Origin of the sequence: Thioalkalivibrio sp. ALE10 (genome assembly GCF_000381385.1) — a bacterium.
Classification (GTDB): Bacteria; Pseudomonadota; Gammaproteobacteria; order Ectothiorhodospirales; family Ectothiorhodospiraceae; genus Thioalkalivibrio.
Genome location: NZ_KB906459.1, coordinates 1 through 19,316, shown reverse-complemented (window position 1 = coordinate 19,316; position 19,316 = coordinate 1). Strand labels below are relative to the sequence as shown.

Genomic DNA, 19,316 nt, shown 5'->3' with positions numbered 1-19,316 from the left:
CGCCGCGATTGCACGCAACCGTGACTCTCGAATCTGACATGCAGGCGAACGGCCATGTCGTCGGCGGGCTTGTGTCGGTGGTTCCACTGGTGGAAAGCCGATCACCCGAACAGTTGCGCCGACGCACGGCCCGTTTGCTCGAGGAAACCGTGCCGACCGGCTGGGTTCGTCTCCTGGCGCTGGATGCCAGCGGGCGGTGGATGTCTGCCGACGCCAACGCGGCGCGCTACGCCTGCGATGACTTCCGGCATCCCTATGCGCATGTGGTCCGGTCCGGGCGTACGTTGCAAGCACGCGTGGCGGACCTGCGAGGGCGCATGGATGACCCGGAGTTTCGGGCCGATATCGAGGATCTGCCCGGCGACTGGGAGATCGAGTGCCGGCCGCTGCGTGGAGAAGCGGCCGGAAACGACTGGCTGGGAGTCATGGCGCTCGCGGGTCCCACGGGCCGCTTGCGGGCGCTGCGGGCCGCTCCGGACCTTGGTGCGCTGGAGCGGCTTGTCAGCACCACCTGGTACAGGCTGCTCAACCAGGCGCGAGCGCACCGCCGTGACGAGGATCTGCGCCATTCCCTGAACCGCCTGCAACAGGACTCCCGGGCCCGTTCCCTGGAACAGGCGCTTGGCCGCCGACTGATCGGGGGGTCGCCGGCCATGGCCGAACTGAGATCCCGTGTGATCCGCGCGGCGGAAACCAGGCTCGCGGTCCTCCTGCAGGGCGAGACCGGGACCGGAAAGGAGCACGTCGCACGGGCAATCCACGAATTCTCGGCGCGGCGTGAAAAGGCATTTGTGGCGATCAATTGCGCTGCCATCCCGGAGGCGCTGCTCGAATCGGAGTTGTTCGGCCACCTGCGTGGGGCCCACTCCGGGGCGACGCACGATCGCGCCGGTCTGCTGGCCGAGGCGGACGGGGGGACCCTGTTTCTGGACGAGATCGGCGACATGCCGTCGGCGCTGCAAGCGAAGCTGCTGCGGGTGCTGGAGAGTGGCCGGTATCGTCCGCTGGGCGGGGGGCGGGAGCACGAGGTGGATGTCCGTCTTGTATCCGCAACCCACCAGCCGCTGGTAGAGCTTATCCGCGATCGGCGTTTCCGGGCCGACCTCTACTACCGGCTGAACCAGTTCCCCCTCCATCTCCCGCCGTTGCGGGAGCGTCGGGAGGATATTGACGAGCTGGCCCGGCATTTCGTCGACGAATTCGCCGCGCGCGAGGGACGGGACGGCATCAGTATCAGCCACGAAGCCCTCGCCTGTCTGGAGGGGTATGAGTTCCCCGGGAACCTGCGCGAGCTGCGCAATACGCTGGAATACGCCTGCGCGATGGCGAGCGAAGGCGAAGTGATCCGGCCGGAGTTGCTGCCGGTGGCAAGGGCTACGGAGCCGGTCGTCCCGGGAGCCTCCAATCCGGCGCAGGCGCCGGTCAACCTGCGGCAGGCGGTGCGCGATTACGAGGCGCGTCTGATCCGGGAGAAGCTGCGCCAGTTCGAGGGAGACCGCGCCAAGGCTGCGCTGAGCCTGGGCGTTCCGAAAAGGACGCTGGCGTACAAATGCCGGCAATTCGAGTTGGACAAGGATTTCACATGAGGCACGGAAATGCTGCACGGCTTCTGTTACTGCCGCTCGCCTGGGCGGCAGGGCTCCTGCAGGCCAGCGAGTCGGTTGGCCCGGAAGCCGTCTCCGCATGCGTGGAGATCGAAGCAAGGGCCGATCGTCTGGCCTGTTATGACGACCTCTTCCGCTCCGAATCGGGCGACCCCGGCGCGTCGCACCCGGCCCCCCCGCTGTGGGAGGTGGTCGAGCGGCAGGAAGCCCGACGCGCGACGGACGATCATCGTCTCAGTGTCGGGGAATACGAGGAGGTGGTGCTGCTCACAGCCCCGGCACTGGGTACGCCGCCGCCGCGGCCTCGGCTGGTGGTCGCCTGCTATTCGGACATTACCCATTTCCAGGTCCATCTTCCGCTACCGGCGTCGGCGGGTCGCGTCGACATGGAGCTCGTCCAGGGCGGCACCCGCATCCAGCAGACCTGGCGCGTGCGCGATGGCGGCCGGGTCGTGAGTGGGGGGCGCGGCCTGCCCGCGATCGCAACCCTGCGGCAGTTGCTGGCGGGCGGGAATCTGGAGCTGGGCAGCGAGGCGTTGCCGGCACTGGACGGGCTGCGCTTCGAGATCGACGACCTGGCCGAAGCGATTCGGCCTTTGAGGGCGAAATGTCGTTGGTAGAAGACATGGACCGGGTCGAATCCGGTGCGCACGTGGAGGCGGTGCTGGCGCCGGTGGACGGGCCCTCGGGGGTTGGTCAGGAAGTGGCCGGCAGTACCGACTACGCCTGGCTGGACGAGGAACTGATGAAGGTCGGCTCCCTGCGGCATGGCCAGATTGACTGGGCCGGCGCGGAAAGTCGCGCGATCCGGCTGCTCTGTGAAGCGGGCAAGGACATTCGGGTGCTCGCCCATCTGCTTCATTGTCTGCAGCAGGAGCGTGACCCGGCCCGCTTCGAAGTCTCGTTGCGGTTGCTCTCCGGGGCACTGGATACATGGTGGGAAAACGCCTACCCGCGACCCGGCGAGCCCGGCAAGGCTCTGCGCCGGAAACTGTTCGGCACCATCATGCAGCGCGCCGTTCACTTGGCCGCCGGTCTCCCGGCCGGCACGAAATGCGGGTACAAAGAGCACCTCGACATACTCGAGCAATTGCAGGAGAAGGCGCGGGCGGCGGGATTGCCGGTCGACCCCCTGGAGGAGCTGGAACAAACGCTGACCCGTCTCGCGGCGGCAGCGCCCGAGGGCCCAGGGGAGCTGGAGGAGGAGCACGGACCAACGCCTCCCGAGCGGGCCCCATTGTCCGCGGATCAAGGCTCCGCGCTGGCCGGAATCGAGCTGCGCACCGGGGACGAACGCGGGCAACGGGAAGCGCTGCTTCGCATGGCCGATCATCTGGCCGCTCAGGCGCCCGATCAGCCCATCGGCTATCGGCTGCGTCGCTACGCGGTGTGGGCGCCGATCGACGGTGTTCCCGCGACCCGTGACGGTCAACGTACCGAGCTGGCGGCCGTGGCCGCCGACCGCATGGCGGAGTATCGCGAAGGGGCGGAGCGCGGTGGCAACCACGCCCTCTGGCAGCGACTGGAGAAAAGTCTGGCGGTCAGCCCCTTCTGGCTCGAGGGGCAGCGTCTCAGTGCAACGCTGGCGCAGCGCCTGGGGTTCGATGACTGCGCCGATGCGATTCACGAGGAAACCGTCCGATTCGTAACCAGGCTACCCGGGCTTGTGGAACTGCAGTTCAGCGACGGGACCGCGTTCGCGGATGAAACCACGCGCCAGTGGCTGGCCCGGGCGGGCGGGACGGAAAGCAGCGGACTGCCGGCAGCGGATGCTCCATGGCAGCAGGCCCTTGCAGAGGCGCGCTCCTGCCTGGACCAGGACGATGGTCTGAACACCGCACTCGCCATTCTCGACCGCGGGCTGGCGGCAGCCAGGTCTCCGCGTGACGAGGCCTATTGGCGTCTTGCCAGCGCCGACCTGCTTGGGGAAGCCGGGCTGGAGGCTCTGTCCCGGCAGCAGTACCGGGCGGTACAGGCCGTGATCGAGGACCTCGCACTGGAACACTGGGAACCCCAGCTCGTTCAGCGCCTGAAGGCGGCCGGTGCAGGCTGTCGGAACTAATCGGAAAAACACGCAGGAAGCACACATGTGGAATCACGCAAGGAAAGGCATCTCCCGCTTCGCACGGAGCATCTTCAAGCCGTCCGCCATCGGTGGGGCCGGGAAGGCGGCGGGTCAGGGGGGCGGCTCCGGCAAGCTCTGGTTCTGGTTGCTCGTGGCGATGCTGGCTGCAGTGCTGGCCGTGATCTGGATATGGGGGCCGGCCTGGCAGGTGGGCGACAGCCACCCGCTGGCACCCTGGCCGAACCGGCTCGCGGTGATTCTGGCCGTGGTCGCAACGGTGCTCGTGATATGGGGTGTGCGTCTGGCCGCCCGTTTGAAGGCGGTTGACGAGGAACGCAGACAGGCTGACCAGCCCGACCCGGTAGCCCTTGCGGTGGAGCACCAGACCCAGGGCCTGGCCCGCTGGCTTGAACAGCTGCGCGGACACCTCGGGCGGCGCCGCCGGGCCATGTATTCTCTCCCCTGGTACATGGTGCTGGGCCCGGACGACAGCGGAAAGACCAGCCTGATCAATCGGTCGGGATTGCGTTTCGCGCTGACCCGGACGGTGCTGCAGCCGGAGGAGGATGAAGGCAGCGGTCGGCGTGTGGACTGGTGGGTGAGTGATCAGGCGGTGCTGGTCGAGCCTGGAGAGGGCCTGCTCGAACACGATTCCGGAAGGGATGAAAACGCGATGGACGCGGTGTCCCAAGGGCTCTGGTCCAACCTGGTTGACTGGATCCGGGTCCAGCGGCCCCGGCGCCCCCTGGACGGGGTCCTGCTGGTGCTGGATCTTTCGTGGCTGGCGTCGGCCAACCCTTCAAAGCGCCGTCAACAGGCCGAGATGGTCCGCGGACGCTTGCAGGATCTGACAACCCGCTATCGGAGCCGGGTGCCGGTCTACGTGGTCCTGACCAAGATGGACGGTCTTTTCGGGTTTGACGAATTCTTCCGTCATTACGGCCGGGATGCCCGCAGCGAGCCACTGGGCTTCTCCTTCGAGCCCGGAGTCGCGGACCAGCCCGATCACTGGGAGCAGGCCTTCGCCAAAGAGTACGAAGGGATGGTCCAGCGCATCGACCGAAGGCTTTTGAACTGGCTGGCGGAGTCGCGGGACCGTTCCGAACGGGAGGCGGTGTTCCGTTTCTCCCGCCAGCTGGCGGGGCTGGGCGAGGTGCTGCGCGAGACCCTCCAGGAAGCACTCAGCGCCCGACGATACGCCACGGAACCGCAGGTACGCGGAGTGTATTTCACGTCCGTGTATCAACAGGGCGTGCCGGTGGACCCCTTTGCGGAAACGGCAAGCGCGCGTTATCGCATGAAGGGCGAAGCGCGTCCGGCATACAGGGCGGCGCGCTCGGTCGCGTATTTTTCCGAACAGCTTCTCCAGCGCGTGGTGTTTCCCGAGGCGGGGTTGGTCGGAGAAACGGCCGATGCTGTCGCGAAGCGTCGTACGGTGCACCGGGCAACGATTGCGCTGTGCCTGGGCGGCGGTCTGGCGCTGGTGCTGGGCTGGGGTCATTTCTACCAGAAGAACGCCCTTGCCCTGCAGGCGGTGGAAGCCAAGGCCCATGGGCTAATGGACGTACAGCCCTCGGTGATGCAGCGTGACGACCCCACCGGGCAAAGCATGGTTGATCTGCTGGACCGGATGCGCGATGCGACTGCGGTTTTCGGTGACTATCGACAGCGCTGGCCGGCCGTGGCGGATATGGGCCTGTATCAGGGGTATACCGTGGGCCGGATGGTCGATCAGGCCTATCTGGACATGTTGCAGTACCACTTCCTGCCCGCGGTGTTGATCGGTATTGCGGACGAGATGAACACCGCGGCGCCCGGCAGCAACGAACAGCTCACCCGATTGCGGATTCTCCGGATGATCTCCGATGCCAGCGGCCGCCAGCCGGAGCGCGTGCATGCCTACATGGCGGATCGCTGGCAGAGACAGTTCCCCAACCAGGGTGAGCTGCAGCGCCGGCTGCTGGCCCACATGGATTACGCCATGGCCCATACGGATCTCCTCTCGGAGTGGTCGCAGGGCAACCCCCGTGCGCAGGCGGCGATGGAGCCGGTGGAGGGCAGTATTCGGGAGGCCCAGCAGGTGCTCGCGCGTCAGCCGCTTGACGAACGGGTCTATTCCCTGCTGCGCAAGCAGGGCGAGGCCCGTGGCGACGGGGCACTGCGTCTCGACCGTCGGGTCGGACCCGGGTGGAGTACGGTCTTTCGGGCGCGGGATGGCGACGTCTCCAGCATTCGGCTCCCCGGGCTGCTGACCCGGCAGGGCTTCGAGGAAGTATTTCTGGAGGACATCGAGGAGGCCACCGAACTGGCGCTGGTGGACCTGTGGGTTCTGGGCCGACGTGACGATATCGCCTTCAGCGACCGGGATGAGGAGCGGCTCCGCGACGCGCTTCGCGAGCGCTACGTGGCCGATTACCATGTCACCTGGCGTCAGGCCCTGGACAACATCCGGCTGGTCGATTTCGAGCATGTGTCCCACGCCGTTGTGGTGATGGATGCACTATTGGGGGCGAGTCGTCCTCTGGATCGGCTGTTGCTCGAGGCGGGGCGCCATACCGATCTCTACCCGCGCCTGCCGGTGGACGACGAAGCCGCCCGCGAGGCGCTCAAGACTTCGCCGCGTTACCAGCTGGCCGGCGAGGTTGCCCGGCATTTCGAGGCCCTGCACGCCGTCGGCCGCGCCGACGAGGACGACCCGAGTGACCTGGAAAGCGCGATGGCCGCGGTGGCAGAGCTGCGGGATCACCTTCGGGCGATCGAGCAGTCCAGCGAGCCCGGGCGTACGGCCTTCCGGCACGCACGCGACCGTCTGTTGCTGTCGAGCGGTGACCCGGTGGAGGCGGTCGAGCGTCTGGCGGGGGATCTGCCGGCCCCCGTTGATCGATTCCTTGACGACCTGGCGCAACAGAGCTGGCAGCTGATCACCGCCGAGGCGATTCGTTATCTCGAGCGGCAATGGCTGGACGAAGTGGTGGCCCCTTTCGAGAGCGGTCTGGCGGGACGTTATCCCCTCGATCCGGAGGCCGACCGCGAGGCGGCACTCGAGGACTTCGAGGCATTCTTTGCGGAAGGCGGGGTGATCGATGGTTTCTTCCAGGACAAGCTGCAGCCGTTCATCGACGAGGGGCCGGAACTGCTCGAGGATGCGGATGGCGCTTCGCTGCTGAACCCCGCCGTGCTGCGGTCGGTCGAGCAGGCCCAATGGATTCGCGAAGCCTATTTCGGTCGTGATGGCCTCCTGGACGTGGAATTCACTGTAGAGCCCGTAACACTGAGCAGCGACAAGCGGCGAAGCATTCTCAACGTTGACGGACAACTCCTGGAATACCGCCACGGTGCGCCGGAAGGGGTTCGCATGATCTGGCCCAACAACCTTCGCGATACCAACGAAAGCCGGATCACCCTGGTACCGGGACAGGTCAACCGCTCGCCACGCAGTGTGTCGTTCCGCGGGGCATGGGCATGGTTCCGTCTGGTGGACCACGCCGAGATCGTCTCCGCCGGGGAAAGGGAGCTGAAACTTCGCTTCGGCGTTGATGGGGGGCACATGACCTACGAGCTCACCGCCAAGGGCTCCCGGAACCCCTTCACCCGGCCTCTGACACGGAACTACGACTTGCCGACAGCGCTTTACCACGACGGGGGAAGCCGGAATGCTGAAACGCGTTGAGGGGTGGTTCCGGCGTCGTGGCCAGGGCGATGCAACGCCCGCGGCGGCTGCCGGGGACACTGCGGCCGGGTTGGGCCTGCGCCCCGTGCCCGCGGAAATGCTGGACGCGTTTCTGGAGACCGTTCGGCTTGCCGATTACCAAGGCTGTTCTCCCTGGGTGCTGCGTGAAGAGCAACAGCTCGCAACGTTTCGGCGTGCGTTGGAGCATCTGGTCCAGAGTGGCGTTTGGCTGCAGGTTGCCGATGAGGGGGTCGAACACTGGGATGGGCGCCTGATGAGCCTGTGCCCACGCCCGACCGAGCCGCTGGGGTTCGTGCTCGCCTGCCGGCCGCAACCGGAAGCGGCGTGGCAGCTACGGTTCTTCGGCGTGCCCGAGCAGTGGCGGGGGCGGGGTTATGGCCGTCGGTTGTTAAGACAGACCCGGGAGGCCTTTCGGGGGGAACCCTGTGTCGCGCGTCTGCCTGTCGTCTGCGAAGCAGCGGCCCGTTGTCTGGAAGGTGCCGGCTTCGAGCGCCAGGGGACGGATGCAAAGGACGTAATGCATTACGAAGCACCGGCCTACTGGGGACCCTGACGGGTTTGTCCCGGTCGGGGGCATCAGGCTGCACGGCCGGCTTCCACCTGTTGCCGTTTCCGTCCCCGTCCCTCGGTGCGCAAGGGGCGGGGCGGACGGTCCGGGGCCGTGCGGCGCCCGGGTAACAAGTTGCCCGCAGGCAACATCCTGCTCGCCATGCCGGGCAAGACTTCGCCCACGGGAGGGGAGACTCGGTTGACTGGGGCGACAACTTATTGTTTTTCAGGCCGCACAAAGAACGGGGCAGCATTGGCACGGAAGCTGCTTTTCGTTTGGTGTCCTCCGGGACATTCACCAACCAACGTCACAAGGAACTGACAATGCCAACACCTTGCTACATCAGCATCCAGGGACAAACCCAGGGCAACATCACCGCTGGCGCGTTCACCCCCGATTCGGTCGGCAACATCTATGTGGAAGGGCACGAGGACGAAATGCTTGTCCAGGAGGTCAAGCACGTGGTGACTGTCCCGACCGATCCGCAATCCGGTCAGCCCTCCGGTCAGCGCGCGCACAAGCCGCTGATCGTCACCGTCGCCCTGAACAAGGCCGTGCCGCTGCTCTACAACGCCCTGGCAGCGGGTGAATCCCTGCCGTCCGTGGACCTGCGCTGGTACCGCACCTCCACGGACGGCAAGCAGGAGCATTTCTTCACCACCACGCTGACCGACGCCACCATCGTGGACATCGATCTCAGCATGCCGCACGCGCAGGACGCATCCAAGGCCGAGTTCACCCAGCTCGTGAACGTCAGCCTGGCCTATCGCAAGGTCGACTGGGAGCACACAGTGGCCGGTACCTCCGGTACCGACGACTGGCGTTCGCCCGAGGAGTCCTGATCCGGATCGAGGCCGCCCGGAAGGGCGGCCTCGACCCTCGAATCAAACGCTGTCATGGCCGCCGATGGACTCTCGTGGTGCCGGGGGCTATGCAGTCTGGATAGCCAATACAAGGGAGAAGGAACCATGTCCAAAACGATCATGGTCGTGGGAGACCTGGATACCGGGCATGACGGCTACCCGCCAACGCCCGTGATCTCGGGCAGTCCCTCGGTCTTCGTCAACGGACGCCCGGTTGCGCGCGAGGGCGACCCGCTGGCCCCGCACAAGAAATCCGGCAAGTCCACCCACACCCGCAACATTGCTCCGGGCGGTTCCACGGTGCTGGTGGATGGCCGCCCTGTCGCTCTGACGGGCCACCCGGTGTCCTGTGGTGGCGTCATGGTGGGTGGGGGCGGCAGTGGCGTTGTGAGCGGATCCTGACAGTCCCACCACCGTCGGCCGGATAGGTCCGTTCGTCGGCCCACCCGGGCTGTCCGGTCCGTTCGAAGTCGGGCGTGAGCAGGTCGTCCGGCCGGGGTTCGGTGGGGGCAGGCGCGGGCAGGACGCGCGGCAGGTCGTCGTTTTCGGTGTTGCGGCGCCACTGCACGCGGACCGTGATCGTCTGTCTGTGGATGTGGTAGTGGCCGCCCCTGTGTTCGATGTCGGGCAGCGAGCGGTCGATCCAGAAGTAGTATTCGCGCCCGTCGGGCAGGAAGCGCTGGAAGCGGGGTGTCAGGAGTTGCCCGATGGACTCCTCCGGCGCTCCGACGGGTGCATCGTTGGCCTGCTCGACGCTTCGGGTGCGAGTGCTCAGGCGGAAGGCCGCGAACGGATCCCAGTCGGGCGCCAGCCCGGGGAGGTTGCTGCGCACGGTTACGCGGCGGTTGGCGCGGTCGGCATCGTCATCGAAGCGCGCCGGCACGAGCGGCCCCGCCGAGTCCGGCTCGAGGGCGGGCGGATGCGCGGCGGAGTGGCGCAGCAGCGAGTGCGCCGTGATCTCGGACACGGAGCCGACGCGGGCGACCGGCGACATGGAGTCGGGTGCGAGTTGCATGTTCAACGGTGCGGGCTCAGCGGCGGTAGTGCATGTTGAGTCGGTCCTGGTGTTCGTGGAGGACCTGGCTGAAGGTCTCGTCGTCCATGTCGCGCCAGTAGCGCGGGGGGCGGCCGGTCTGGCGGTCATGCTCGAGGGTGGTGGGGTCGAGCGGGCGAAACTTTTCCCACATGGGGGTGTCGGGCAGGGGTTGGGAGGTATCCATGAAGCGCTGGATCATGTCCCAGGCGGCGCGCTGGTCGACGTGGCCGGTGGCCCCGAACATGCCGGCGATGGGGACGTGGATGTCCTGGCTGTAGTGGACGAGGCTGAGGGTGTACTGGGGCAGTCCCTGGTGGCTGGGGGTGCTCTGCAGATGGCAGTCGAACTCGCGGAACGGGCGTTCGTGCAGGATCTTCCAGGCGGTTTTGCGGCGTCTCGGGTTGTCGTAGACGATGACGTTGCCGGTGCGGCGGTTGAGCTCCCACTGAGGGCCGCGCTGGAGGCCGCCGACGGAGGGGAACAGGCGGTAGATCAGGTTGGCGCCGCCCCAGAGCACGGGGGAGACCACGGCGGCCCAGAAGGTGATTTCCCAGTAGAAGAATGTGGTGGCGTGGGACCAGAAATTCTCAACTTCCTGGGGGTCGTACAAGAGAAAAATGGCAAGGACCGAAGCGAGTGCCATGATCGGAGTCACGCCGACGACGCCGGCCCATCCGAGGAGGCGGATGAAGCCGACGATGAAGTTGAGTCGGGAGAGGGAGGTGTGGCGCAGGCACTCCTCGTCCCAGCGGATGGGGTGATTGGGGCGCTCCTTCGGTCGCGGCGTGTTTCCTTCCGGTTCCTCGGCGATTTCCGCCTCGAACTCGCGAAGTTTCCGTGGCGGCAACTTTTGCAGTTCGTTCATGGGGAACAGGTCGACGGTGGGGCACCGGCGGGGGAGTTGCTGTCCGCTGGCGGCGGTCATGCGGAACCGCCGCGAGCGCTGGTCGGGCTCGGGGCGGGGCCAGTGGGCCTGTTCGGCGGTGTAGGCGGTGTCCGCGTAGGTGATGGGATCGAGGTTGTTCATGCGGTCTCGCGGTCGTCTTTGCCGTCGTCGGCCGGGTAGGTCCGTTCGTCGGCCCACCCGGGCTGTCCGGTCCGTTCGAAGTCGGGCGTGAGCAGGTCGTCCGGCCGGGGTTCGGTGGGGCCTGGCGCGGGCAGGACGCGCGGCAGGTCGTCGTTTTCGGTGTTGCGGCGCCACTGCACGCGGACCGTGATTGTCTGTCTGTGGATGTGGCAGTGCCCGCCCCTGCGCTCGATGTCGGGCAGCGAGCGATCGATCCAGAAGTAGTATTCGCGCCCGTCGGGCAGGTAGCGCTGGAAGCGGGGTGCTGGCGGCTCGGGTGGCCCGACCGACGTGCAGGGCCTGGAGGCAGGCGTGGAGGGCGTGGGCACCGATAGCCCAGGCGCTGAGGTCGCTCATCCGGTCCCGCGACGAGCGGGCGGCCAACGGCTCCACCATGTTCCTTTTAGCCATACCCATGGTTATTCCGGTCAGGGCGCGTTGGCGGCGAATGGCAGTGTGGGGTAGGCCTTGCGCGGTGGCGGCTCGACCTCGACGCTGAAGCGTTGTTCGACATTGCCCATCTCCACGAACGGCTCGCCGCGCTGGTAGGTGGCGCGCAGGTGTTCGCTGAGCTCGGTCAGGGGCCGGGAGGGCCGGGCCCACTGGGCCTCGGGCAGCGGACGGGACCACTCGGCGAGCCAGTCTTTGGGCACGGCCCGGGGCAGCACATGCTTCATTCGGTACTCGGTGTACCAGTGGGCGAAGCGGGCATGGTTCCACCACTGCTCGCGGCGAAAGCGCTGCCAGCGGCGCTGGTCGTTTGTGCGCTCGTAGCGTTCCCGCTCCCGGGCCACCTGGGCGTCGTACCACTCCAGGCCCCACTCCCGGGCCGAAGGCGTGATCGCCTCGGGCCCCTCCTCCATGAAGCGGCGGATGTACTCCCACTGGGCCAGCGCGCCGGGCAGGCCGCCGACCCCGACGATGATGCCGGCCCCGGGCAGGGTGTAGCCGGGTCGTTCGGGATCGGGCGGCATCAGGGCGAAGTTCCAGCCAAAGCCCGTCACCCCGCCGGCGCTGAGGCTGGGGTTGAACCCGCAGACCGCGATCACGTCCTCCCAGGGTACGAGCACCGTCTGGCGCTGCTGGCCGACCAGCTTGCGGCAGAAGTCATGGAAGTGGGGGTAGAGGGGAAGAAAGGCCAGAGAGGCGATGTGCAGAAGCGGCATCTTGATCGGAAATGCGGCTTCGACCCCGGGGCGTAGGAACTCGGCAAACTCCCATATGGTGTAATACCCCGTGACCATGGCGATGGGTCCATTAATCGCCATCAGCCACATGTTGGTTGGGTCGGGCAGCCAGAAGCGCCTTCCCGGGATATCCACCACGAAGGCCACCTCCCGGCGTTGTCGGTGCAGGCGAATGGGCGGGATGCGTTTCAGTACAACATCGGGAAAGAGAATGCCGGTGAAAAAAGGAAACAGCGAAATGCCATAAGCCACCCCAAACCACCATGGGATGGTTGCCAATGGCAGCCCCCCCCCAAAGAAAGCCAGCAGTAACAGAAATGCCCCGATGCCAAGAATAAAGATCCCCAACCCGCTCGCGACATGCCCCGTAATCAGGAGGCTCTCAGGGCTGGCGCCCTGGCGCAGGTCCATCGTGGCCTCGTCGTGGCGCACGTCGATGTGGGCCACGTCCACCCCGTGTTCGCTGTCGGTGGGGGCTGGTAGCGGGCTGAGGCAGTACTGCTCACCGCCGGCGCGGCATTCCCGCTCGCCGGCCCGCATGGGGGGCAACGATTCGTCTGTGGTCGGTTTGGGCATTGGGCCTCCTGTACCTTGTTCTTACGGCCAGGGCGTCAGGGGCATGTCCGGCCAGTTGCCCACCTGATGGCGGGTGAGGCGGCGATCGCCGAGGGCGGAGAGCTCCTTCCACGCGTCGGACAGCGACGTGCCGCGGCGATGCAGCTGGAATACCCGGGTGGTGTGCCCCTCGGGGCCTTTGGTGCGGATGACCAGGCGGAACTCGCGGGAGTCAGCCAATGCTTCCGGATCGAAATGGTAGTGCAGGGCATAGCTAGAGCCTCGGCTGGTGCCCCCCTCGGGGCATTTCGTGCGGATGACCCGGCCGAACGGGCGGTAGTATTTGAGGCGGTCGTGTTGAGCCTGTGCATGGTTGTTCCGGTCAGGCCGCGTTGGCGGCGAATGGCAGTGTGGGGTAGGCCTTGCGCGGTGTTGGCTCGACCTCGACGCCGAAGCGGTCTTCGACATTGCCCATTTCGATGAACGGCTCGCCGCGCTGGTAGGCGGCGCGCAGGTGTTCGCTGAGCTCGGTCAGGGGTCGGGAGGGCCGGGCCCACTGGGCCTTGGGCAGCGGTCGGGACCACTCGGCGAGCCAGTCTTTGGGCACGGCCCGGGGCAGCACATGCTTCATTCGGTACTCGGTGTACCAGTGGGCGAAGCGGGCATGGTTCCACCACTGCTCGCGGCGAAAGCGCTGCCAGCGGCGCTTGTCGTGGGTGCGCTCGTAGCGTTCCCGCTCCCGGGCCACCTGGGCGTCGTACCACTCCAGGCCCCACTCCTGGGCCGAAGGCGTGATCGCCTCGGGCCCTTCCTCCATGAAGCGGCGGATGTACTCCCACTGGGCCAGCGCGCCGGGCAGGCCGCCGACCCCGACGATGATGCCGGCCCCGGGCAGGGTGTAGCCGGGTCGTTCGGGATCGGGCGGCATCAGGGCGAAGTTCCAGCCGAAGCCGGTCACCCCGCCGGCGCTGAGGCTGGGGTTGAACCCGCAGACCGCGATCACGTCCTCCCAGGGTACGAGCACCGTCTGGCGCTGCTGGCCGACCAGCTTGCGGCAGAAGTCATAAAAGTGGGGGTAGAGGGGAAGAAAGGCCAAAGAGGCGATGTGGATCAGCAGGACCTTGAGTGGGAAGGCCGTTTCCGGATTCGTCATCCACTCGAACATGTCCACAAAAATCATGATGCCGGTCGGCATGGCAATGGCACCGGAAATTGCCATCAACCACATGTTGGTCGGATCGGGCAGCCAGAAGCGCCTTCCGGGGGCATCCACCACGAAGGCCACCTCGCGGCGTTGTCGGTGCAGGCGAATGGGCGGGATGCGTTTCAGTACGACATCGGGATAGAGAATGCCCGCGAACAGAGGAAATAATATAACCGCGTAAATGCTGCCCAGGCCCCCTGCAACCAATTCCAGGGGCAGTGAACCCTTGTATACGGCACTCAGCAAAAAAATGAGAGCCAGTCCGCCAATTGCCACCAACCCAACACTAAAGACATGCCCCGTAATCAGGAGGCTCTCAGGGCTGGCGCCCTGGCGCAGGTCCATCGTGGCCTCGTCATGGCGCACGTCGATGTGGGCCACGTCCACCCCGTGTTCGCTGTCGGTGGGGACCGGCAGGGGGCTGAGGCAGTACTGCTCGCCGCCGGCGCGGCTTTCCCGCTCGCCGGCGCGCATGGGGGGCAACGATTCGTCTTTGGTCGGTTTGGGCATGCGGGGTTTTCCCTTGTTGTTATGACCAGGGCGTCAGGGGCATGTCCGGCCAGTTGCCCACCTGATGGCGGGTGAGGCGGCGATCGCCGAGGGCGGCGAGCTCCTTCCACGCGTCGGAGAGCGACGTGCCGCGGCGATGCAGCTGGAATACCCGGGTGGTACCCCCCTCGGGGCCTTTGGTGCGGAGGACCAGGCGGAACTCGTGGCAGTCGGCCAATGCCTCGGGATCGAAATGGTAGTGCAGGGTATAGCTCGAGCCCCGGGTTTCGAGCTCGGCATGTTCGAGTAAGTCCCGGGTCATTCCCTTGAGGTGCGGGGTGACGCCCCAGAGGCCCACTGCAAGGTTTTCGGCACTGGGGGCGTCAAGCCCGGGCAGCCCAATGCGGATGGCGAGGTCAGTTGCTGCCGGGCCGGGTCCCGGGCCGCCATGGGGCTCGGCCTGCCCCTGGCGTTCCACCCTGAGATCGGTATCGCCCAGTCGGGCCAGTGCCCGCTCGTGGGCCTCGCGATCCCAGCCTGCGTCCTCTCGCCCCCAGTGGCTGCGCTGGCACCAGCGCTGCACGGGGCTCAACGAGAAGCGGTTGGCGAGGGCCTCGCCGATGATCAGCAGGGCGGTGCCGACCGCCACCACCCAGCCCGCGGGGCCGGCGAATTTCAGCAGCAGCAGTCGCCAGGCGACGGCGGGCTTGCCCAGTATCCGGCCAAGGGCGCTCATTCCGCCGATAAAGAAGCCACCACCGGCGACTCCGACGGCACCTGTAAAGGCAACCTGTGAGGCCAGTCGCTCGGCGTCGGTGTCTGCGCGATTTATGCGCTGGCCTTGCCTGAGTAGCTCCAGGAAACCCGCAGCGCCACCCAGGCCGGCTACCATCCCCATCGCCCCATTAGCCACCCTGGCCCAGCGCTCCAGTTGCGCGGGGCTGCCGGCAGCCGCACGCGTCTCGGCCAGGGCCACCTGCTGGAAGCCGCGCCCCTGGTAGAGGTTGCGGTGGCGGGCGTCGATGATCATTTCCCGGATCGCCATGACTCCTGCAGCGGCCCCGGACACGTTGGCAACCATTCTGTTCAGGTGCTCGAGAACATCTGCCTGTGCCTTGGCGTTGAGCATGTCTCGCAGCGCCACGCCCGCCATGATCATGCCCAGCACGGACAGGCTGCCGTTGACCAGCACCCCCAGGCTGCGACCCGTGGATATTTCGCCCTGCTCGTCGCGCACCAGGGTGTTCAGGGTGGCGTGCAGGGTGGCTCTTGGCTGGCGGGCGATTTCCCGGTCGGCGGCACGTTCCGCCAGGGCCGCACGGGTGGCGGCCATGCTGAGGCCGCCGACTTTGAGGGCGTGGCCGTTGTCCTGGTCGATCGGGAAACTGTGTTCGGCGAGCGCGTCAAGTGCTTCGCCCAGCAGGCGTTGGTGCCGGTTGATGTCCGCCTGGGCCTCCCGGATCTTGCGGGCGTTGAACTGGTCGGCCGCCCGGCGATGGGCCTGGCGGGTGCCCCGCCTTGAGGCGCGCGCCATCTCCTGTTGGCGTTCTCGCCGGAGTTGTTCGAGTTCCTGTTCCAGCGCGGTCAGCCGGGTCATGGCCGTATCGGTGTCGTCCAGCGCCTGCTGGATGCGGCCGAGCGCCGATTGATCGGGGATGTCCCAGCCCAGCTCCAGCAGGCCCAGGCGTTCGGCGAACATCAGCCTTTGCCCTTCCGGCAACCGGGAAGCGAGGGTTGCGATACGGGGCCCGAGATCGATGTCCTGGACCTCGTCGAGCAGCGTGTTGACGACGGCCTGCCCCAGCAGCTTCTCCTTGAGCTGCACTTCGCCGGCGATGGCGGTTCGGGCTTCGTCGGAAAGGCCCGCCACGCTGCGAAAGCGAAGCCCGGTCTGTTGCTCCACCGTATCCCGCCACTGCTGGTAGCGGGCCAACGCGCCTTCGGCGCCGATCAGTGATGCCGCTTGGGACAGGGCCTTCTGAATGCCACTCCCTTGTGACAGGAATGTCTCGATGAACGATTCGGTAGGCACGAAGTGCATCAGGTGCGCCGTTGCCGGGGCGTTGCCGGCGTAGTAACGCGCCAGGAAGGCCTCCTGGCCGCAGGCCAGCAGCGTTTCCACGGCCTGCTTCTCCAGCAGGCAGGCCAGCACGATGTGGCGCTCTTCCTCTCGGTCGAGCAGCAGCGCCTGGGAATGCCAGGTCTCCAGAATGGCCGCCAGATCGGTGCCGATGCTTTGATAGTCGTGCTGCCACTGCGCCTCGAGTCGATCGGCATGGGCCAGGTAGTCCGCCATCTCGCTCTGGCGGATCACATCGACGATGCCCTTGGGCGCCAGGGCGTAGTGGCCGCCGATCACCTCGCGGAAGTGATCCCGCTCAGCGCGCTCGACGAAGTCTTCCACCTGCTCGGGCATGGTGCCCAGTCTTTCGGCCAGTTGTTCGCTCAACGCCGTGATGTCGTCTTCGATGGGTGCCAGATGCCTGGCAATAAGCCCCGGGTGCCCGCCGGAACTGGCGACCGCGTCCTCACGGGTTTCGCGATGCTGGGCAAAGAGCTCGGCAAGACGCTGGAGGTCATCCCGCTCGGTATCGCCCGCATTCCCCAGCCAGTCGGGGACGTTGCCCTCCCCCGCATTGCCGACGTGAGGCTCGAAGTTCAGCGTCATCAGCCCCTCTATGGTTCGGGCGGCGAAGAGCGGGGTTTCCTGCTCGGCAAGCCAGTTGCCCTGCTGTTCCGCCAGGCAGGCCCAGGCCTGGGCCAGGTCCTTGATGCGCCCGGCGATGTCGTCGACCAGCAAGCAGGCACTGTCCTGCTGGTAGCCTCCCTGAATCGCCGCCTTGATCTCCGCGGCACGGGCAAGGCGCCATTCGCCGTGTTCGCCTTCGGTTTCGCACCAGGGATAGCTGCCCGGGTCGAGGGGCTCGCCGCTGTCCGGGACCGGGGCGGCCGGCGTCGGGCGAGGTTCACCGTAATCGTCCGCCAGGACATCCTTCAACGCTTCGGGGTCCAGCAGATGGGCGGTGCCGTTCCCCGGGCAGTAGGCGCCGACATTCACCCGCGTCATGACCTGATCGCGAAAGGCCGCCTGCCGCAGCATCGACTGATGCACGTCGGTGAGCTCCACCGGGCTGAACAGCACCTGGATGCTGCCCTTGCGTTCGACGATGATCGGATCACCGCTGCCATCGGGTTTGACCCGGAAGACCTGCAACTCGTCCGGCGCGGAACTGTGGACCAGGTAGAGCCAGCCCTCATGGACCGGACGAACGCCGCAACGCCGGAAACTGCCGTCGTGCAGCGGGGCAAAGCCCGGGGTGTCCGATGCCCGCTCCGCCTCCGATGACTCGACCAGGGCGTAGCGCACCGGAACCAGTTGCAGGTCGCTTCGCGTAATGGGGCACAGGCCCTGTTCCTCGCCCGGGTCGTTGTCGTTCTGACTGTCGGCGACGCGGTTGGCGGCTTCCATATCGCTACTCATGCACTGTTCTCCCTGCTCGCAAGCCGCTGGGCCTCGGCGAGGGCGGCCTTGAGTCGTTCCATGGGGGGGCGGTCGTCGGTCTGGGTCAGGAGGCGAGCCAGCTCCGGCATGCGCTGTGCATCCAGGGCCGCCTGACCGTGGGCACCCAGGATGTTGGCCATGTGGTAGTGGGCGCGCCGACCGGCGAACCCCAGGTCTCGTATGGCATCGATGACCCGCCGGGCGGCCGCCGTGGCTGTCGCGCATTCCCTGAGCAGAGGGCCGTCGGCAAAAAACGTCTCGAGGTGTTGTGCCAGCTCTCCGGCAAACCGCTGCCAGGGAATGCGGCTGAGCGACTCGAGATGCGCCGGCTGCAGGCTGAAGCGCTCCCGCGGTGGTGTCGGTGCCCCGGGGTGACTGTTGCCCCGGTCGCGGGTCAAGTGTCGCCAGGTGACGTTGCCGTCTTCGTCCGTGGGCAGCCATAGCGCTTCTATCACGCCAAGGAGAGGGCTTTGTGATGGCTCGGGTTCGGCCTCGAGCAGACACTGCATGACCCGGGGCGAGGCCACTCGCAGAATGTTCTCACCTTGCTCGGGGTGCTCGACGAACAACAGCCAGCGCAGGTGCTCCGCCACTTCGAGCAACGAGAAGTCGCTGGCCATGAGCCAGCCCCAGCCCTCTGCCGCGCCCCGTTTCAGGAAGGAGTCCCAGAGGGGGCTATCCCCTTCCAGGGCCACCAGACATGGCGATATGTTTCGACACTCCGCCAGGGGGGTATGCAGGTACAGCGGCTCATGGAGGGGGGCATCGAGATGCTCGTAGAGCCACCGCTCCAGAGGCTCCAGCGCGATGCCGTCTAGCAGCAGGTAGTGTCTCCCGTCACCGAGGGACGTCCCCGTTGGTGGCGCACCAATGCGGAGTGTTTCCATGGTCATGCCGATCCCTGGTCATCGCCGGCAGGTGTGCAGGGCTGGGTCAGAGCCATTTCCCCGCGCAGGGCAGCCTCCTGGCGAGCCGGTTCGATGCGGGGCCCGTCAGGCTCCGTACCTACCTGCGCAACCGCAGGTTCACGTGTTTTCGCATCCTCAGGTAACGCAGGTGTTCGGGCGGCCTGCCCGGAGCCGGAGCCCGGGCTGCCGCCGGAGTTGAGGCGGACCGTCGGGCCACTGACGGTGACGCCCGAGGGGTCGATCTTGATGAAGCTGCCGCCGGCTTCGAGGGTGATCTCGGCGCCGGCGTCGAGGACGATCTTCGTGCCGGCGGCGTGGTGGATCTCCCGTCCGGCCTCGACGAGCTGGGCGGTGCCGAAGCGCTGGTGCAGGGTGCCGTCGACGGTGAGGTGCTGGTCGGCGGCGGTGTGTTCGCGGCGTTCGCCCTGGACGGTGAGGTGTTCGTTGCCGCGGACCTCGGCGAGGCGGTCGCCGTGGACGCCGAGGTGGCTGTGGCGTTCGATGGTCTCGCTGCGGTCGTTGCGGGTGATCAGGTCGAGGTCGCGCTGGGCGTGGAGGTGGATCTGTTCGGCGTCGCGGGCGTCGTCGAAGCGCAG

15 protein-coding genes and 1 pseudogene are annotated in these 19,316 nt (G+C 66.8%); 7 read left to right on the top strand and 9 right to left on the bottom strand.

Going from position 1 to position 19,316, the window contains the following annotated elements; genetic code table 11:
* The first annotated feature begins 38 nt into the window (after window positions 1–38).
* The 7 genes from F788_RS0112545 to F788_RS13800 all read left to right on the top strand — a co-directional run bounded on the left by F788_RS0112545 (window position 39) and on the right by F788_RS13800 (window position 9,175).
* Complete coding sequence (locus F788_RS0112545; RefSeq protein WP_018870963.1) at window positions 39–1,586, top strand: sigma-54-dependent Fis family transcriptional regulator; 1,548 nt, start codon at window positions 39–41, stop codon at window positions 1,584–1,586.
* Window positions 1,583–2,224, top strand: a complete 642-nt coding sequence (vasI, locus tag F788_RS0112540) for a type VI secretion system-associated protein VasI (RefSeq protein ID WP_231363070.1) — start codon at window positions 1,583–1,585, stop codon at window positions 2,222–2,224. Before F788_RS0112545 ends, vasI begins: the two co-directional genes overlap by 4 nt.
* A complete protein-coding gene (gene tssA / locus F788_RS0112535) occupies window positions 2,212–3,666 on the top strand; it encodes a type VI secretion system protein TssA (RefSeq protein WP_231372057.1) in 1,455 nt (484 codons plus the stop codon). Before vasI ends, tssA begins: the two co-directional genes overlap by 13 nt.
* 25 nt (window positions 3,667–3,691) lie before the next feature.
* Window positions 3,692–7,339 (top strand): type VI secretion system membrane subunit TssM, encoded by a 3,648-nt coding sequence (tssM, locus tag F788_RS0112530; RefSeq protein ID WP_019590381.1) that lies wholly within the window; start codon window positions 3,692–3,694, stop codon window positions 7,337–7,339.
* Window positions 7,323–7,913 (top strand): GNAT family N-acetyltransferase, encoded by a 591-nt coding sequence (locus tag F788_RS0112525; protein ID WP_018870967.1) that lies wholly within the window; start codon window positions 7,323–7,325, stop codon window positions 7,911–7,913. Before tssM ends, F788_RS0112525 begins: the two co-directional genes overlap by 17 nt.
* 320 nt (window positions 7,914–8,233) lie before the next feature.
* The gene (locus F788_RS0112520; RefSeq protein ID WP_018870968.1) at window positions 8,234–8,752 is read left to right on the top strand and encodes an Hcp family type VI secretion system effector; all 519 of its coding nucleotides are present in this window, start codon (window positions 8,234–8,236) and stop codon (window positions 8,750–8,752) included.
* A gap of 126 nt (window positions 8,753–8,878) precedes the next feature.
* A complete protein-coding gene (locus tag F788_RS13800; protein ID WP_026332787.1) occupies window positions 8,879–9,175 on the top strand; it encodes a type VI secretion system PAAR protein in 297 nt (98 codons plus the stop codon).
* Here F788_RS13800 and F788_RS0112510 read toward each other — a convergent pair.
* The 9 genes and pseudogenes from F788_RS0112510 to F788_RS14085 form a co-directional block, all read right to left on the bottom strand.
* Window positions 9,132–9,788 carry a hypothetical protein gene (locus tag F788_RS0112510; protein WP_231372061.1) on the bottom strand — a complete coding sequence of 219 codons (657 nt, stop codon included), beginning with the start codon at window positions 9,786–9,788 and terminating at the stop codon, window positions 9,132–9,134. The genes F788_RS13800 and F788_RS0112510 overlap by 44 nt on opposite strands.
* A 16-nt stretch (window positions 9,789–9,804) precedes the next feature.
* Window positions 9,805–10,836 carry a hypothetical protein gene (locus tag F788_RS0112505; protein ID WP_019590378.1) on the bottom strand — a complete coding sequence of 344 codons (1,032 nt, stop codon included), beginning with the start codon at window positions 10,834–10,836 and terminating at the stop codon, window positions 9,805–9,807.
* Complete coding sequence (locus F788_RS14175) at window positions 10,833–11,204, bottom strand: hypothetical protein (RefSeq protein WP_231372056.1); 372 nt, start codon at window positions 11,202–11,204, stop codon at window positions 10,833–10,835. Before F788_RS14175 ends, F788_RS0112505 begins: the two co-directional genes overlap by 4 nt.
* 99 nt (window positions 11,205–11,303) lie before the next feature.
* Complete coding sequence (locus F788_RS0112495) at window positions 11,304–12,638, bottom strand: hypothetical protein (protein ID WP_019590376.1); 1,335 nt, start codon at window positions 12,636–12,638, stop codon at window positions 11,304–11,306.
* A gap of 21 nt (window positions 12,639–12,659) precedes the next feature.
* Window positions 12,660–12,857 carry a hypothetical protein gene (locus tag F788_RS0112490; protein ID WP_019590375.1) on the bottom strand — a complete coding sequence of 66 codons (198 nt, stop codon included), beginning with the start codon at window positions 12,855–12,857 and terminating at the stop codon, window positions 12,660–12,662.
* A 142-nt stretch (window positions 12,858–12,999) separates the two neighbouring features.
* Window positions 13,000–14,331 carry a hypothetical protein gene (locus F788_RS0112485; protein ID WP_019590374.1) on the bottom strand — a complete coding sequence of 444 codons (1,332 nt, stop codon included), beginning with the start codon at window positions 14,329–14,331 and terminating at the stop codon, window positions 13,000–13,002.
* A gap of 19 nt (window positions 14,332–14,350) precedes the next feature.
* On the bottom strand, window positions 14,351–17,791 hold the full coding sequence (locus F788_RS0112480; RefSeq protein WP_231372055.1) for a toxin VasX: 3,441 nt from the start codon (window positions 17,789–17,791) through the stop codon (window positions 14,351–14,353).
* Window positions 17,788–18,705: a DUF4123 domain-containing protein gene (locus F788_RS0112475; protein WP_019590372.1), complete on the bottom strand. Its 918-nt coding sequence runs from the start codon at window positions 18,703–18,705 to the stop codon at window positions 17,788–17,790. The genes F788_RS0112480 and F788_RS0112475 overlap by 4 nt, the downstream gene beginning before the upstream one ends.
* A pseudogene (locus tag F788_RS14085) lies at window positions 18,702–19,316 on the bottom strand (type VI secretion system tip protein VgrG); the annotation flags it as partial. The pseudogene F788_RS14085 and the gene F788_RS0112475, both read right to left, overlap by 4 nt.

What these genes read in the sequence shown, in the direction of transcription:
- F788_RS0112495 (WP_019590376.1), bottom strand. Translation starts at nt 12,638, where the DNA reads ATGCCCAAACCGACCACAGACGAATCGTTGCCCCCCATGCGGGCCGGC.
- tssA (WP_231372057.1), top strand. Translation starts at nt 2,212, where the DNA reads ATGTCGTTGGTAGAAGACATGGACCGGGTCGAATCCGGTGCGCACGTG.
- F788_RS0112545 (WP_018870963.1), top strand. Translation starts at nt 39, where the DNA reads ATGCAGGCGAACGGCCATGTCGTCGGCGGGCTTGTGTCGGTGGTTCCA.
- F788_RS0112510 (WP_231372061.1), bottom strand. Translation starts at nt 9,788, where the DNA reads ATGCAACTCGCACCCGACTCCATGTCGCCGGTCGCCCGCGTCGGCTCC.
- F788_RS0112520 (WP_018870968.1), top strand. Translation starts at nt 8,234, where the DNA reads ATGCCAACACCTTGCTACATCAGCATCCAGGGACAAACCCAGGGCAAC.
- vasI (WP_231363070.1), top strand. Translation starts at nt 1,583, where the DNA reads ATGAGGCACGGAAATGCTGCACGGCTTCTGTTACTGCCGCTCGCCTGG.
- F788_RS0112505 (WP_019590378.1), bottom strand. Translation starts at nt 10,836, where the DNA reads ATGAACAACCTCGATCCCATCACCTACGCGGACACCGCCTACACCGCC.
- tssM (WP_019590381.1), top strand. Translation starts at nt 3,692, where the DNA reads ATGTGGAATCACGCAAGGAAAGGCATCTCCCGCTTCGCACGGAGCATC.
- F788_RS13800 (WP_026332787.1), top strand. Translation starts at nt 8,879, where the DNA reads ATGTCCAAAACGATCATGGTCGTGGGAGACCTGGATACCGGGCATGAC.
- F788_RS0112525 (WP_018870967.1), top strand. Translation starts at nt 7,323, where the DNA reads ATGCTGAAACGCGTTGAGGGGTGGTTCCGGCGTCGTGGCCAGGGCGAT.
- F788_RS0112480 (WP_231372055.1), bottom strand. Translation starts at nt 17,791, where the DNA reads ATGAGTAGCGATATGGAAGCCGCCAACCGCGTCGCCGACAGTCAGAAC.
- F788_RS0112475 (WP_019590372.1), bottom strand. Translation starts at nt 18,705, where the DNA reads ATGACCATGGAAACACTCCGCATTGGTGCGCCACCAACGGGGACGTCC.
- F788_RS0112485 (WP_019590374.1), bottom strand. Translation starts at nt 14,331, where the DNA reads ATGCCCAAACCGACCAAAGACGAATCGTTGCCCCCCATGCGCGCCGGC.